The organism is Paenibacillus sp. URB8-2 (assembly GCF_013393385.1).
Taxonomy (GTDB): Bacteria; Bacillota; Bacilli; order Paenibacillales; family Paenibacillaceae; genus Paenibacillus_AQ.
In genome coordinates, this window is sequence record NZ_AP023239.1 from 1,953,104 (window position 1) to 1,968,442 (window position 15,339).

Below are 15,339 nucleotides of genomic sequence, written 5' to 3' on the forward strand. Positions count from 1 at the left end.
AATATGAACATCTTCCGCAGTAGGTTTACTGGCCGTCAGTCTGTATAATGTCCATATGAGAATTTTTAACAGGGCGGTATCATCCGCCGTTTAAGGGGGAGTTAACATGGAACTGGGGTTGAAAGGAAAAAAGGCAATTGTGACCGGCGGAAGCAAAGGAATCGGCCTGGCCACGGCCATCGTTCTGGCGAGCGAAGGCGCTGAGGTGGCGATCGTCGCCCGTACGCTGGAGCCGCTTCAGGCAGCCGCGCGTCGTATATATGAAGAGACGGGAACGGAGCCGCTGGTCATTCAGGCCGATATCTCGTCGGAGGAGGGCGCCCGGCGAGCGGTCGAGACGGCTGGAGCGCATTTTGGAGGCGTCGATATTCTGATCAACAATGCCGGAACCTCTGCCGCCAAGCCGTTCGAGGAAGTGGACGCCGAGTCCTGGGACGCCGACCTTGACCTGAAGCTGCTGGGCGCTGTCCACTGCGCGCGGGCGGCGATCCCGTATATGCGCGGGGCGGGCGGCGGCGCGATCGTTAATGTCACAGCGGTAAAAGGCAAGGCTCCGTCCGCAGCTTCCCTGCCAACGTCGGTTAGCCGCGCCGCAGGGCTCGCGCTGACCAAAGCGATGAGCAAGGATTTGGCCGGAGCAGGCATTCGCGTCAACGCGGTATGCATCGGCCTTATCCGAAGCGACCAAATCGAGCGGAAGTGGAAACAGGCCGCGCCGGATTTGAGCTGGGAGGAATTCTCGGCCGCTCCCAGCCACGGCATTCCGCTGGGAAGAATCGGGGAAGCCGTAGAAGCGGCCAATGTGATCGCGTTCCTGGTATCCGATGCGGCATCCTATGTAACCGGAACGTCCGTCAATATCGACGGGGGCTCTTCAGCGGTGCTGTAACCGGGATTGGATAAAGCATGCAGATTGACAGGAACGAGGGCCATGGATATACTTGAAATGTTAAAATGCGTTAACCTCATAGCTATGAATACGCAGATGAAATGAAGTACGCCGGAAACAAGGCTTCACCAGAGAACGGATTCCCTTGCGGGTAACGCAAGCGGCTGCGAGAATCCGGAAGACGGGCCGGCGGAAAGCTGATTTCGGAGTGCGGGTACAAGCCCGCCGGATGGTCCCGTTAACGGCCGTAACAAGGCGATCGCTCGACTGCAGCGTGTCTGAAGCATCTTACAAGATGCCGGGACGCTAATGGGCGATAACCAGGGTGGTACCGCGATATTAATCGTCCCTGAATTTATTCAGGGGCGTTTTTATTTTCCTTTTCAAAATCTCGGTAAGGACAAGCGGAATGCTTATCCTTGACCTGATATTTATGTTTCCTCTTAAACTTCAATCGACGGGAGCTGTATTTAGATGAAAGCTAGTGAAATCCGTTCCAAATGGCTGGAGTTTTTTGCGGGAAAAGGCCATAAAATCGAGCCCAGTGCGTCTCTTGTTCCCCACAACGACCCATCGCTTTTGTGGATTAACGCAGGGATGGCGCCGCTTAAAGCTTATTTTGACGGCCGGGTGAAGCCGGAGAATCCGCGCCTCACCAACTCGCAGAAGTGTATCCGCACGAACGACATCGAGAACGTCGGCAAGACGCGCCGGCACCATACATTTTTTGAAATGCTGGGCAACTTCTCCATCGGCGACTACTTTAAGGAAGAAGCGATTACCTGGGCCTGGGAGTTTCTGACGGGCAAGGAGTGGATCGGCTTCGATCCGGACCGTTTGGCGGTTACCGTCTATCCCGAGGATGAAGAAGCGTTCAAGTTCTGGAATGAAAAAATCGGACTGCCCGCAGAGCGCATCATCAAGCTCGAGGACAACTTCTGGGATATCGGCGAAGGGCCGTGCGGGCCCTGCACGGAAATCTTCTACGACCGCGGCGAAGCCTACGGCAGTGACATGTCGGACCCGGAAATGTACCCGGGCGGCGAGAATGAACGCTACCTGGAAGTATGGAATCTGGTGTTCTCGCAGTTCAACCATAACAAGGACGGCAGCTACACGCCGCTTCCGAACAAGAACATCGATACCGGCGCGGGTCTGGAGCGTTTCGCCTCGATCCTTCAGGACGTGGATTCGAACTTCGACACCGATTTGTTCCAGCCGCTTATTCAGTCAACGGCCAAGCTTGCCGGCGTGAATTACAAGGACAACCTGGAGCAGGATATCGCGCTGAAAGTTATTGCCGACCATATCCGTACCGTGACTTTCGCGGTCGGCGACGGCGTGCTCCCTTCCAATGAAGGACGCGGGTATATTATCCGCCGCCTGCTTCGCCGCGCGGTGCGCTACGGGAAGACGCTGGGCCTCGATCGGCCGTTCATGTACGAGCTGACAAGCGTTGTGGGCGAGATTATGGGCGTTTATTATCCGACTGTGGTTGAGAACCGTGAATATATCGCCAAAATCATCCGTACGGAAGAAGAACGCTTCCATGAAACGCTGTCCGACGGACTGGCGATTCTGGGTGAAATCAGCGACCGGGCGAAAGCGAACGGCGTGGATGTGATCAGCGGAGCGGACGCGTTCAAGCTGTATGACACGTACGGCTTCCCGTTCGACCTGACGGAAGACTACGCCGCCGAGCAGGGGCTGAAGGTCGACCGCGAAGGGTTCGATGCGGCGATGCAGGAGCAGCGCGACCGGGCGAGAGCGGCCCGCCACGACAGCGGCAGCATGAAGGTACAGGGAGGTGCGCTGTCCGAACTGACGATTAAAAGTGAATTTGTTGGATATAATGACCTCGTAACCGAATCGAAAATCGCAGCAATTCTGGTTGGCGACGAGTTAGTGGATACCGCCGGCGAGGGCGCGGAAGCGCAGGTTATTCTGGAGTCGACTCCGTTCTACGCCGAAAGCGGCGGTCAAGTAAGCGACCATGGCGTGCTGACGGGCGGTGCGGTTACAGCCAAGGTGAACGGGCTCTTCAAGGCGCCGCGCGGCCAGCATGTCCATCTCGTGACCGTGGAATCCGGTGAGCTGAGAGTAGGCGATACGGTCCGCGCCGAAGTGGACCGGGCGGAACGCGAGGATGTTGTGAAGAATCACACGGCAACCCACCTGCTGCACAAAGCGCTGAAGGAAGTGCTTGGCGGCCACGTTAACCAGGCGGGTTCGCTTGTGGAAGGGCAGCGCCTGCGGTTCGACTTCTCGCATTTCGGCGCGATTACGCCGGAAGAGCTGACCGAAATCGAGCATAAGGTCAACGAGCAGATCTGGCGCGGACTGGATGTCGTAATCGAGAACAAACCGATCGACGAAGCCAAAGCGATGGGAGCGATGGCGCTTTTCGGCGAGAAATACGGCGATATCGTCCGTGTGGTGCAGGTCGGCGACTACAGCCTTGAGCTGTGCGGCGGCTGTCATGTAGGCAACACGTCGCAGATCGGCATTTTCAAGCTGGTCAGCGAGAGCGGCATCGGCTCCGGCGTGCGCCGGATCGAAGCGGTGACCGGCCGTTACGCTTACCAGCACACGGAGAGCCAGCTCGACGTGCTGAAGCAGGCCGCTGCGCTGCTGAAATCCTCGCTTCCGGATGTGCCGAAGCGCATCGAGGGCTTGAGCGGCCAAGTTCGCGAGCTTACGCGCGAAAATGAGTCGCTGCAGTCCAAGCTCAGCGCAGCGGCAGCGGCCGAACTGACGGGCAGCGTGAAGACAGTCGGCAGCGGCGTTCAGGTGCTGACGGCTGCCGTGCAGGCGGGCAGCATGGACGCGCTGCGGTCGATGGCCGACGAGCTGAAGGCAAAGCTCCCGACGGCAGTCATCGCGCTGGGCGCCGCCATGGACGACAAGGTGAACTTTGTCGTCGCGGTACCGCAGTCGCTGGTGAAGCAGGGCTACCATGCCGGCAAGCTGGTCAAGGAAGTCGCCGCGGTATGCGGCGGAGGCGGAGGCGGCCGTCCGGATATGGCGCAGGCAGGCGGCAAGGACGCCTCCAAGCTGGCCGCCGCGCTGGCAAAGGCGGAAGAACTGGTAGCCGCTCAGGGCTAGAGAGCGGCTGGACCGTCCTTCGCCGCATCCTGCAGGGAGCGGCGAAAGGACAAACTTGAGCGTGCCTAAACCGTGTCGGAGCAGCACGCGGGGTTCCCAGAACAGGCGGCCTGGAGACTTGCAGGCGAATGGTTCGCCCTTTCGCCGGAGACGTCGGGCCTGCGGGATGACGGGGCTCACGGCCCCGCAGGACAAGTTTTGCGCTTTTTCATGTCTTCTGCTCACATCCCATTGTTATTATTGCGGGGTTTGAAGGCGAAATCCCAAAAAAACGCTATATTACGGCAGGATTTTCTTGTTTGGCCGTGAATATGTTATTATGGGGACAGATATAAATCAGTAATACAGCAACTTTGCGAGTGCCGCTTTAAAATCGGCTGCGCAGGAGGAAGGTGTCACAGATGGACTCCATGGACAAAACGGTCAAATTCAATGTGAAGGGCGACGAAAAAGAGGCATCTCCCCGCGAGATCCTGCTTACCGTTCACAACGCCCTGTTGGAGAAGGATTATAATCCGATCAACCAGATTGTAGGTTATCTTCTTTCCGGTGATCCGGCTTATATTCCGCGCCACAACAATGCGAGAAGTTTGGTCCGGAGGAAAGAACGTGACGAGCTGATTGAAGAGCTGGTCCGGTTCTACCTTGCCAATCAGCCGGCGGATAAGGTCAAATGAGGAAGCTTGGTCTGGATTACGGGGATCGCCGGATCGGCGCAGCCGTAAGCGATGCTTTTGGATGGACCGCTCAGGGACTGGAAACCATCGAACGCCGCCGGGACGGAAGCGAACTGGAGCGAATTCGTCACCTGATCGAGGAGTACGAAGTATCCGAGGTTGTGGTCGGCCTGCCCAAGAATATGAACGGCACAGTGGGTCCTCGCGGCGAGATTTGCATTGAATTTGCAAATGTGCTGCGGGAGACGCTGAATTTGCCCGTACACCTTTGGGATGAGCGCCTGACGACGGTATCCGCGGAGCGGGTGCTGATTGAAGGCGATGTCAGCCGTAAGAAGCGCAAAGGAATTGTGGATAAAATGGCCGCGGTTCTGATTTTGCAAAATTATTTGGATGCTAACAGTAAAAGGTGAGGGGTGCGCACACATGGCAAACGAGCAGATCGGCATGGATGAGGAACCGGAAATTATTTATATTCCCGATGACGAAGGCAACGAAGAGGAATTCGAGGTTATCATGAAGTTTGAGGTTGACGGCTCCGATTCCAAATATATGATGGTGGTTCCGCTCGATTCCGAGGACGAAGAAGCCGACGAGGTATACGCATTCCGCTATGAAGAAGACGGAGACGATCTGCAGCTGTTCATGATCGAGGATGACGAGGAGTGGGCGATTGTCGAAGAGACCTTCAACACTCTGGTCGACGAGCTGGACGGGGGAGCGGAGAATGACTGAGTTTTCTGCCGGCCAGGTCATATGGACCTCCAGGCTGAAGGACGCCTATGGAGAGACCGTTGAACTGGAAGACGAGAACGGCAAAGCTTCCGTATACGAGATCATCGCCGAATTTGAAGTGCAAGGCCGCGGATATGCGGTGCTGAAAGAGTCGGATAAGGACGGAGAACAGGAAATCCTGCGGGTGCTCGTTTCCCCGGATGGCCTGCCGGAGCTTGAAAGTATTGAAGACGACGACGAATGGGAAGATGTCTCGGAGCTTTACGACGAGCTGACTTTTCCAGACGACGAAGTGTAAGCATATACGGCTTGCCGCTTTCGGTCCTCGGGCCGGCTGCCGCAGCCACATGCAGGGGAGGGCGGAGCATTCCGCGCTCCTTTTGCATGATTATTTTTTAAAATATCTATTGAATTTAAATGAATACAATTTTATATTTATAGTCGGAAAGCGAGGAGAACGATTGAAATCCGCCATCCGCAATCTGTTGATTGTCCTGCTGCTGTTGATCATTGCGGCGGGAGGAGGAGTCTGGTACGTATGGAACGGTATGAAGCCGGTGGAGCCGTCAGGCCCTGCCGTAAACTTTACTGTACAAAAGGGAATGGGCAGCTCGGAAATCGCCGACCTGTTAGAGAAAAACGGCATTATCCGCAGCGCTTTTTTATTTAAAGGCTATTTGAAGTGGACGAACGAAGGCTCGCAGTTCAAGGCGGGAACCTACAGCGCCGCGCCCGGCGCAACGTATGACAATCTGATTGTCCGGCTCAACGGGGGAGACGTAGTGAAGAAGGAAACGGTCGTCTTTACCATCCCGGAAGGGTACACGGCGGAGCAGATTGCGGACAGGCTGGCTCAAGCGTGGGGCAAGGAAGCTTCCGTCTTTTTGTCGCTGATGGACAAAGGGGAGGGCCTTAAGGAGACGGAGATTCTAGGCGTCCCGCAGGATCAGGATTTGCGTCACCGGCTGGAGGGCTATCTGTTTCCGGAGACGTATGAGCTGGTGAAGGAGAGCACACCCCAGCAAGTTGTCGAGAAATTGATGGAGGAGCTGCAAAAGAAGCTGGACGGCATTCCCGAGTGGCAGACCCGGCTTAAAGACCGCGGAATGACTCTGCATGAATTGCTGACCGTCGCTTCGCTTGTGGAGCGTGAAGTCGTTGTGGACAGCGAGCGTCCGCTTGTAGCTGGCGTTATATACAATCGGCTGAAGAAGGGACAAAAGCTGGAGATTGACGCCACCGTCCAGTATTTGCTGGGCCGCCAGAAAGAACGATTGCTGTATAAAGACCTTGAAGTCAAGAGTCCATACAATACGTATCGCAATACGGGCCTGCCGCCGGGACCGATCTGCAACCCCGGACTGGCCTCCATTAAAGCGGCCCTTGAGCCGAAGGCTTCGGATTATTATTTCTATGTAACGAAAAAGGATGGAACTCACGCCCATTTGTTCGCCAAGACGTACAAGGAACATTTATCCAATATCAAAATAAGCCAAGAAGGGGCGAAGGAGACATCCTCATAGGGAGGATATCGTTTCCCGCCGGAATATATGGAGAGTATAGGCGAATAGCAAGCTAACAATAGAGGATGCTGTCCGGGGGCATTACTGCCAGGACGGCATGACAGGAGGGTACACGATGAAGAGCAAACCGGAGCTGCTGGCGACGGCCGCTTCCCTTACGGAAGCAGCCGCGCTGCTGGATGCCGGAGCCGACGCGCTGCTCATCGGCGACGATCGGTTCGGTATGCGGCTGGCGGGACATTTCAGCCTGGAAGATACGGCGGCAGCCGTGGAGATGGCCCATGCGCGCGGCCGCAAAGTATATGCCGGGCTCGGAGGACTGATGCCGAACCGGCTGCTGGACGAGCTTCCGGCTTATATCAAGGCCATCGCGGAGATCGGCGTGGATGCGGCCGAGTTCGGCGATCCGGCCGTGCTGGCCGCGGCCCGGCGCGAGGCGCCTGGCTTTAAGCTTCACTGGAACGCGGAGATGACGTCGACGAATTTCGCGACGGCCAATTACTGGGGGAGCAAAGGCGCTTCCCGCGTTGTTCTCGCCCGGGAGCTGAATATGGACGAGATCACGGAAATGGTGCCGAAGCTTGAGGTGGAGGCCCAGGTTCAGGTTCACGGCATGACCAATATTTATCACTCCAAGCGAAAGCTTGTAGAGAGCTATATGGCTCATCAGGGACGTCCGATCACTGGCGGAAGCCTTGGGAAGGAACGCGGCCTGTTCCTGATCGAGGCGGAACGGCCTGACGAGAAATTTCCGATTTACGAGGACGGAAACGGCACCCATATTATGAGCTCGGACGATATTTGCATTATGGAAGATTTGCATGTGCTGATGGAGGCCGGCGTACACAGCTTCAAAATAGAAGGGCTGCTGAAGCCGACGGTTTACAACGTTGCGGCAGTCAATGCTTACCGCCAGGCGATCGACGCCTATGCGGCGGACCCTGCGGGTTATACCTTCCGGGAGGAGTGGCTGGATGAAGTCCGGGCGCTTCAGGACCCGGAGCGGGAGCTGACCTTCGGCTTCTTTTACAAGGAGCAGGTTTATTGAACATCTAATTTTTTGGACAAAAGGAGAGGAGAAAAGGTATGAACACTGTGGCCAAGCCGCAATACAAAGGCAAGCGTTACCGCTTGGACAAACCGGAGCTCCTGGCTCCGGCGGGCAATCTGGAAAAATTGAAATTCGCCGTGCATTACGGCGCGGATGCGGTATATATTGGCGGGCAGAAATACGGCCTGCGCTCGAATGCGGATAACTTCAGCTTCGAGGAAATGCGCGAGGGTGTGGAATTCGCCAAAAAATACGGCGCCAAAGTATTTGTGGCGACGAATATTTACGCTCATAACGAGGATATCGCCGGGATCGAGGAGTACCTGCGCAATTTGCATGAGGTCGGCATCGCCGCCATTATTGTGGCGGACCCCGCGATTGTGGACATTGCCCTGCGGACCGTCCCCGGTCTGGAGGTGCACCTCAGCACCCAGCAGTCTACGCTGAACTGGCAGGCCGTGTCCTTCTGGAAGGAAGAGGGGCTGCCGCGCGTCGTACTGGGCCGCGAAACGAGCCTTGAGGAGATCGCGGAGATCAAGAAGCATGTCGACATCGAAATTGAGGCTTTTATTCATGGAGCGATGTGCTCCTCGTATTCCGGCCGCTGCGTGCTGTCCAACCATTTTACGGACCGCGACTCGAACCGGGGGGGCTGCTGCCAGTCCTGCCGATGGAAGTACGATTTGTTCGAGGATGCGCGCGAAGGTGAAGTCTGGGTCTCCGAAGAACAAAGCGCTGGACAGCCGCCGCAGCGCCTTGTTCCGGGCGTAACGCAGCTTCCGCTGCATCAGCCGGAGGACAATCCGTTTACGATGGGCGCCAAGGATCTGTGTATGCTGGGTAGCATTCCCGATCTGATCGAGGCGGGGATCGACAGCTTCAAAATCGAAGGGCGGATGAAGTCGATCCACTATGTAGCTACCGTGGTCAATGCCTACCGGAAGGCAATCGACGCGTATATGGCCGATCCCGAGCATTACGAGCTGAAGCCGGAATGGATGGATGAGCTGAACAAAGCCGCCAACCGTCCGCTGAACACGGGATTTTTCTACGATACGCCTGATCATGAGGATCATATATACGAGCCGGAAGAAAAGGCCGCTCCGTTTGATTTTGCCGGCCTTGTGCTGGACTATGACGCGGAGACGGGGACAGCACTGATTCAGCAGCGCAATCATTTCAAACCGGGCCAGGAAGTCGAATTCTTCGGACCGGACCGCAGCCCTTTTAAGCAGATTGTGGGCGAGCTGCGGGATGAGGAAGGCACTGTACTGGACGCCGCGCGTCATCCTTTGCAGCGCATCCGGATGAAGGTCGAGCAGCCGGTGGCTTATTTTGATATGATGCGGAAGAAGAAATAACAAAGAAAGCTTAGGCTTAGAACGGGCGGGTTTCCGGAATGCGGGAACTCGCTCTTTTTTTGAGAATATCAGAAAGTATAAGCTTCGCGCTTATCCTTAACCTGATATTTTTACGAGAAACGGATGCCTTCCTCTTCCAGAGGACGGCGAAGCCGTTTCTTCTTAAATATTACAATTTGGAAGTTGAGTAGGTCTATAGACATAAAAAAAATGTAGAAAGGTATAAGAAATATCTACCAGTCTGCCGATATATAAGATAACGCTTACATAATGTAATGCAAATTCATCAGGCAGGTGATCAGGAATGGGAGAAGCTGAAAGAGAGAGAAAACGAGTTCAACGCAAAGAAAGGTTAGCGAAAGGTCAGCGGGATGAAAGCCGGCCAGGCAAGAACCTGACGACAAGAGAGAAGCCCAGCGGCAGGTTTACGGGAACAACGTCACGCCAGATATGGAAGCGGTTTCTACCCCAATCTGCAGGGCAATTCAGAATGGTCAATCCCGCCAAGTCGGTCGGCGTAAAGCTGTTCCTTATTTTTTTATCGTCCATAATCGTCGTGGTTATGTTCCTGGGATTAATGTCTTATACGAAAGCCAAGAATACGATCAAGGATAATGTGTCCGAAGCAAACCACCAGACGATTATTCAAAATGCCGAGAAGCTCGATATTATTTTGAACCAGTACGAGACACTGGCTTTGCAGCTGTTCTTTGATCCGGAGGTTCAGGCGCAAATCTCCACTCTGAAGAACGCCAAATCATTCTATGATCAATTTGTGGCGATGGATAACATCGGCGACAAGCTGACCAATCAGACGACCGCGGATTCCAATATCATCAGCTTTTCGCTGATCCCGGACAATACTAAAGAGCAAGTCATGACAAGCGGTAACTCCAAGCTGATTGCGGAGGATATGCGTGACAAGGACTGGTACAAGCAGATTGTCGCCAATACCGAAGCCTATAAACCAACGTATGCCGGCGACTCCTTCAGTTCGAAGTTTTACTGGTTTCCGGTGAGTGATGTTGTGAAGGAAAGCACGAATATTGCCGTTGTGCGAAAGCTCCAGAATATGGGGGACACGTCGGGTTACATCGTTGTGATTGAAATTAAACAAGATGTACTTGAAAGCGCCTTCCGCAGCGTAAATTTGGGGGACGGCTCGCATATTCAGCTTGTTTCTCCGGGAGGCACCGTAATCGCTTCCTCGGTCAAAGAGGAGGACGGACAAGCGTCGGCCCATGCTTTTATCAAAGACAGCAAAGCCAATAATAGCAGCATCGAAACCCGGGACGCGAAGGGCCGTGACCTGCTGGCCGTGTTCAGCCCGCTCGCAAAAGCCGACTGGAAGCTTACGGGCATCGTTCCGACCGATGCGCTCGTGAAGGACGCGAAGCCGATCCTCTTCACCACATATATCGCCGCCGGTGCGGCAGCCCTGCTTGCGCTCTTGGTAGGAATATGGATGGTGCGCATGATTGCCCGTCCGCTCGCGCGGCTTAAGGATCTGATGGGCGAAGGCGCCAAGGGAGATTTGACGGTTCGCACGCCGTATACATCCTCGGATGAGATCGGCCAGCTGTCGGCTTCCTTTAATCTGATGATGGAACGTATTACAGAGCTAGTCTCCCAAACGACGGAAACGGCCCGTGATGTGCTGGAGACGGCAGGCGAGCTCGGGGAAGCTTCCCGGAAGACGGCGGTTTCCGCCAAGGACATTGCGACCGCAACCGAAGAGATCGCCGAGGGAGCGGGCAGTCTTGCGCTTGAAGCGGAGAAAGGAAATGCATTGACCGACGCCTTGTCGGTCCAAATGGAGGCGGTCATTCTCTCCAACCGTGAAATGGATGACAGGGCGCATATTGTCGGTGAATCCAGCGGCAAAGGGATGAAGCAGCTCGAGGAGCTGCTGAAGCAGACGGGGCGTACGGGCCAGATGACCAAGGCACTCGTCGATAAAGTGGACAACCTGAAGCAGACGGCTCTGTCCGTCCTGAAAGTGCTTGACGTGATGAAAAATATTACCCAGCAGACGAACATTCTCTCGCTGAATGCGACGATCGAAGCGGCGCGCGCAGGCGCGGCCGGCCGGGGCTTTATGGTGGTGGCGGGCGAAATACGGGCGCTTGCCGATCAATCGAAGAACTCAATCGCGCTGGTTGCGGACATAACCGACAAGATCATGACAGAAATGAACGAAACGGTGGATGTGCTGTCAGAGGTGACGCCTATGTTTGCGGAGCAGATGAATTCGGTCAAGAACACCAGTGAAATTTTTGTATCGGTCCGTGAACAGATGGATGGCTTCATTGCCAGCCTGCAATCGGTAACGGCTTCAATCGACAGTCTTAAAGCTTCGCAGACGGTATTGTCGGAAGCGATGGGAAATGTAAGCGCTGTTGCAGAGCAGTCGTCGGCAACCTCGGAGGAGGTGGCGTCGCTCAGCAGCGAGCAGCAAAATGTGAGCGATCAGCTGGTCATGCTGTCGGCCAACCTGGAAAGCGTTTCCGGTCATTTGAAGGAAAAGCTGTCGCTGTTCAAGGTTTAACAGCAGAAAAATTTATATAAGGCAGCAGTCAATGTTGATATGAAAAATAGCCAGGCCTTCGCACTAATCGTGCGGAGTTTTTTTTGAAATATCAAGAAAGTATAAGCTTCGCGCTTATCCTTAACCTGATATTTTTACGAGAGACGGATGCCTTCCTCTTCCAGAGGACGGCGAAGCCGTTTCTTCTTGAATCCTAAGCGAAAACAACCGACTGCGGGGATTCTTTTTGTGGCCGCTGGACATAATAGGGAAAAATTACGCTCCGGAGGCAGTCCGATGCTTAGTAAACGCCATCAACGAAACAAGCGAATCTATATTGCCCTGTTTCTTCTTGCCTCGGTCTTCGCTCTGCTTGCGCTGCGGCTCGCCTGGATTCAGTTCGTGATCAGCGGGCGCCGGGTTCCGGGAGGGCAGTATCCTCTCGCCAAAATGTCCAAGATTCAGAGCGAGCGGGAGGTTGTGCTTGATACCGGGCGGGGACGGCTGTACGACCGCCATGGACTGCCGCTGGCCGGAGAAACGGTCTGGACGGCGGCTTTTTATCCGCAGGAGGAAGAACAGCGCGGAGCGGATGGCTCCGGGAATGCGGATTCTCTTCGTTCTCTCCGCCGTCTGGCTGCGATTCTCGGCGTGCCCTTTAAACAGCTTCAGGAAAAAAGAGAGAAGCTTGTCCAGCCGTTCCTGTGGCCCGCGAAATCCGGCGGCGGTCCGCTTGCGCTTACGCCGGATCAGGCCGCCGAGATCGGCGGCCTTCAGATTGACGGCGTCCGGGTTATGCCGTTCGCGAGCAGACCGGGCGGCAGCCTTACCGGGCGGCAGTGGCTAGGCCATTTGTCCGAAGCCCGGCCGAAGAAGGAGAGCCGCGGGCAGGGCGGCAGAACGGCATCCCGCGGAAATGACGATTCCGGTCTGCGCGTAACGATGGAAGGAACGACAGGACTGGAGAAGACGCTGGAGCCGCTGCTGCGGGGTGTCGGACATACCGAAGTCTATGCCAGAGTCGACGCGGATGGGAAACGTCTGCCGGGCAGCGAATTGACGGTGCGGACGCCGTCCAATCCCTATTATCCGCTGTCGCTGCACACAACCGTCGATCTGAAGCTTCAGGACAAGATTGAAAGGCTGGCCGCCGGAAACGGCGTGAAGGAAGGAGCGGTCGTCGTGCTGGAAGCCGGGACGGGCGATGTGACGGCGATGGTATCGCTGCCGTTCTACGATCCCGGCAACGTGTCGCCAGAGGGAGGCGAGTGGAATAACCGCGCGCTCCAGGCGGCGGCACCCGGCTCGATCTTCAAAATCGTTACCGCCGCCGCCGCGCTGGAAGCGGGAGTAACTTCGCCTGACGAGACGTTCCACTGCCATGGAGCCTACGGCAGATACGGATTGTCCTGCCATAAGGAAGCCGGACATGGAGCGCTCACCCTGGAGCAGGGCTTTGCCCAGTCCTGCAACAACGTATTCGCTTCGCTCGCGGAGCGGCTGACCGCAGGCCAGCTCCAGTCGGCTGCGCTGGCGCTCGGCCTTGGCCGGGACATCGGCTGGCGCCAGGAGCAGGTTCTCGGCCAGCCAATGCTGCAGCCGCTCTCCGGCGAACAACGGGGGACCGTCTTTCGGACCTTATCTCCCGATGACGGGGGAGCCCGGGTGCAGACGGCCATCGGCCAGCGCGACTCCATGGTGACCCCGCTGCAGGCGGCAAACCTTGTCGTCACGCTGCTGCACGGCGGCGAGGTTCGCGCCCCGCGAATCCTGCGCGAGGTCAATTTTGCCAATGGGCAGAAACTGATGGATCTGCCCCCGCATCTGGCTCCCGCCGCGGAAGGACGCATCTCGGAGCGGACCGCTAAGCAGCTGCGGTCCTGGATGCGCCGGGTGGTGACGGAAGGCACCGGACGGTCGCTGCGCGGCGCGCGCTGGGCGCTTGCCGGCAAGTCCGGCACGGCGCAGACGCTGGTCAAGGGAGCCCGGCGCAACAATCAATGGTTCATTGGCTTCGGTCCGGCGGAGCAGCCTCAGTATGCGGTGGCGGTGCTGGTCAAGAGCGCGGCTCCGGGGAGCCCCCACACCGCCACCCGGCTGTTCGGCGAGATCATGGACCTTCTGGCGGAGCCTTCCGGTAGCTGATCTCCGCATCGCTGTCTGCGGCTGACTCTCCCGGCGCATCCCCGTTTCCATCTCCGTATGCGAACGGAGAAACGATGAATTCCTCCTGCGGCAACGAAATCCACTTCTGGAGATAGCCCTGCTGCAGCAGCTCCTTTAGCAGAATCAGTAGAATGGGCGAGAGAATCAGCCCTGCGACGCCAAAGGCGGAAGTCGACAGGATAACAAAGGACAGCATCAGGAACGCCGAAGAGACGCCGATGGAATTGCCGGTGATTTTCGGCTCCAGCAGCTGGCGGACGAGCAGCACGACAGCCAGCAGGACGAGAAGGCCGATTGCGAGCGGCGTGCTGCCTACGATGAACAAATAGACAATCCAGGGGATAAGAATCGTCGATACCCCCAGCAGCGGCAGTACGTCGAACACCGCGCAGACAAGCGCCATCGTGATTTCATTTCCGGTCCGAAGGATGAACAGGCCGACCAATACAATGACGAATGTAATTGAAATCAGGATCAGCTGAGCTTTTAAATAGTAGCCGATGGCTTTGAAGACGTTGCCCTGCAGGAAGCTATAAGCCGTCTTGAACGTCTTCGGCATTTTATCATGCGCGACCCGCCGCCAATCCTTGATCTCCATGCTCAGGAAGAACGCGAGGATGATGGCGACCCCGAAATTGGCCATAAACGAGGAGAACGTGCCCAGAAGCCGGATCATATATTTAAATAACACAATCAGCCAACCCGACAGCAGATCGGTAGCCGTTTTGAAATAGCCGTTCAGCTTGTCGGTGATGTCGGGCGGAAGATTCGCTATTTTTTGCTGAAGCCAGGTCGTCAGTTCCATAAATTGCTGCTGCACCACATATGTATAATGGGGGAGATTTTCCTGAAGCTGCAGCGCCTGCGATGCAATCAGCAGTCCGGCGCCGAACAGTGTGCCGAGCAGCAGAATCAGGAACAGCAGCACGGAGATAGCGGAAGCGAACGGCTTGGGTAGCCCCCTGCGATTCAGGAAGCGCGCCAGAGGTTCGATCAGCATAAATACGAAAAAGGACAAAAACACGGGAGCGGCCATTTGGTACAGCTTGCTGAAGGCGAACATGACTAGATAGACGGTAAGCACGAGCAGTCCGATATCGAAAAAGGTACGCCAATATTTTTTGTAAAGCGGCAGCATGGATTTAACGACTCCTTTGCGATTGGGATGGCATTCTTTCACAGACCTGATTTCCATTGTACACGATTTTACCAAAAAACCGTCTTTTTCTTTAACAGCTGTGGTAAAATGGGGAGTAACGGTTTTTAAAGAACGGCACCGCCGCTTCTTCTTGCCATATCGCCGTT

The 15,339-nt window shown here is 55.9% G+C and carries 12 protein-coding genes; 11 read left to right on the plus strand and 1 reads right to left on the minus strand.

Annotation, left to right across the window (positions count from 1 at the left end; translation table 11 throughout):
* The first annotated feature begins 106 nt into the window (after positions 1 to 106).
* The 11 genes from PUR_RS08885 (at position 107) to PUR_RS08935 (ending at position 14,013) form a co-directional block, all read left to right on the plus strand.
* Positions 107 to 889, plus strand: a complete 783-nt coding sequence (locus PUR_RS08885; RefSeq protein ID WP_179034931.1) for an SDR family NAD(P)-dependent oxidoreductase — start codon at positions 107 to 109, stop codon at positions 887 to 889.
* Positions 890 to 1,363: 474 nt separating this feature from the next.
* Entirely contained in the window at positions 1,364 to 3,994 is a 2,631-nt protein-coding gene (alaS, locus tag PUR_RS08890; RefSeq protein ID WP_179034932.1) for an alanine--tRNA ligase, read from the plus strand.
* Positions 3,995 to 4,395: 401 nt separating this feature from the next.
* The gene (locus PUR_RS08895; RefSeq protein ID WP_124694781.1) at positions 4,396 to 4,671 is read left to right on the plus strand and encodes an IreB family regulatory phosphoprotein; all 276 of its coding nucleotides are present in this window, start codon (positions 4,396 to 4,398) and stop codon (positions 4,669 to 4,671) included.
* Positions 4,668 to 5,084, plus strand: coding sequence for a Holliday junction resolvase RuvX (gene ruvX, locus PUR_RS08900; RefSeq protein ID WP_179034933.1), 417 nt, complete (start codon positions 4,668 to 4,670; stop codon positions 5,082 to 5,084). The genes PUR_RS08895 and ruvX overlap by 4 nt, the downstream gene beginning before the upstream one ends.
* 13 nt (positions 5,085 to 5,097) lie before the next feature.
* Positions 5,098 to 5,406, plus strand: a complete 309-nt coding sequence (locus tag PUR_RS08905) for a DUF1292 domain-containing protein (RefSeq protein ID WP_124694779.1) — start codon at positions 5,098 to 5,100, stop codon at positions 5,404 to 5,406.
* Positions 5,399 to 5,704, plus strand: coding sequence for a DUF1292 domain-containing protein (locus PUR_RS08910; RefSeq protein WP_179034934.1), 306 nt, complete (start codon positions 5,399 to 5,401; stop codon positions 5,702 to 5,704). Before PUR_RS08905 ends, PUR_RS08910 begins: the two co-directional genes overlap by 8 nt.
* Positions 5,705 to 5,867: 163 nt before the next feature.
* Positions 5,868 to 6,929, plus strand: a complete 1,062-nt coding sequence (gene mltG / locus PUR_RS08915) for an endolytic transglycosylase MltG (protein WP_232101783.1) — start codon at positions 5,868 to 5,870, stop codon at positions 6,927 to 6,929.
* Between the two features lie 115 nt (positions 6,930 to 7,044).
* Positions 7,045 to 7,977, plus strand: a complete 933-nt coding sequence (locus PUR_RS08920; RefSeq protein ID WP_179034936.1) for a peptidase U32 family protein — start codon at positions 7,045 to 7,047, stop codon at positions 7,975 to 7,977.
* A 38-nt stretch (positions 7,978 to 8,015) separates the two neighbouring features.
* Complete coding sequence (locus tag PUR_RS08925) at positions 8,016 to 9,341, plus strand: peptidase U32 family protein (RefSeq protein WP_179034937.1); 1,326 nt, start codon at positions 8,016 to 8,018, stop codon at positions 9,339 to 9,341.
* Positions 9,342 to 9,831: 490 nt separating this feature from the next.
* Positions 9,832 to 11,889, plus strand: a complete 2,058-nt coding sequence (locus PUR_RS08930) for a methyl-accepting chemotaxis protein (protein WP_179034938.1) — start codon at positions 9,832 to 9,834, stop codon at positions 11,887 to 11,889.
* A 276-nt stretch (positions 11,890 to 12,165) separates the two neighbouring features.
* Complete coding sequence (locus PUR_RS08935) at positions 12,166 to 14,013, plus strand: peptidoglycan D,D-transpeptidase FtsI family protein (protein WP_179034939.1); 1,848 nt, start codon at positions 12,166 to 12,168, stop codon at positions 14,011 to 14,013.
* Here the strand turns inward: PUR_RS08935 and PUR_RS08940 are convergent.
* Entirely contained in the window at positions 13,979 to 15,172 is a 1,194-nt protein-coding gene (locus tag PUR_RS08940; RefSeq protein ID WP_179037825.1) for an AI-2E family transporter, read from the minus strand. The two genes, PUR_RS08935 and PUR_RS08940, sit on opposite strands and share 35 nt — an antisense overlap.
* Positions 15,173 to 15,339 lie beyond the last annotated feature (167 nt).

Bases quoted from the DNA above. Each gene is read 5' to 3' on its own strand.
- PUR_RS08885 (WP_179034931.1), top strand. From the start codon at position 107: ATGGAACTGGGGTTGAAAGGAAAAAAGGCAATTGTGACCGGCGGAAGC.
- alaS (WP_179034932.1), top strand. From the start codon at position 1,364: ATGAAAGCTAGTGAAATCCGTTCCAAATGGCTGGAGTTTTTTGCGGGA.
- PUR_RS08895 (WP_124694781.1), top strand. From the start codon at position 4,396: ATGGACTCCATGGACAAAACGGTCAAATTCAATGTGAAGGGCGACGAA.
- ruvX (WP_179034933.1), top strand. From the start codon at position 4,668: ATGAGGAAGCTTGGTCTGGATTACGGGGATCGCCGGATCGGCGCAGCC.
- PUR_RS08905 (WP_124694779.1), top strand. From the start codon at position 5,098: ATGGCAAACGAGCAGATCGGCATGGATGAGGAACCGGAAATTATTTAT.
- PUR_RS08910 (WP_179034934.1), top strand. From the start codon at position 5,399: ATGACTGAGTTTTCTGCCGGCCAGGTCATATGGACCTCCAGGCTGAAG.
- PUR_RS08920 (WP_179034936.1), top strand. From the start codon at position 7,045: ATGAAGAGCAAACCGGAGCTGCTGGCGACGGCCGCTTCCCTTACGGAA.
- PUR_RS08925 (WP_179034937.1), top strand. From the start codon at position 8,016: ATGAACACTGTGGCCAAGCCGCAATACAAAGGCAAGCGTTACCGCTTG.
- PUR_RS08930 (WP_179034938.1), top strand. From the start codon at position 9,832: ATGGTCAATCCCGCCAAGTCGGTCGGCGTAAAGCTGTTCCTTATTTTT.
- PUR_RS08935 (WP_179034939.1), top strand. From the start codon at position 12,166: ATGCTTAGTAAACGCCATCAACGAAACAAGCGAATCTATATTGCCCTG.
- PUR_RS08940 (WP_179037825.1), bottom strand. From the start codon at position 15,172: ATGCTGCCGCTTTACAAAAAATATTGGCGTACCTTTTTCGATATCGGA.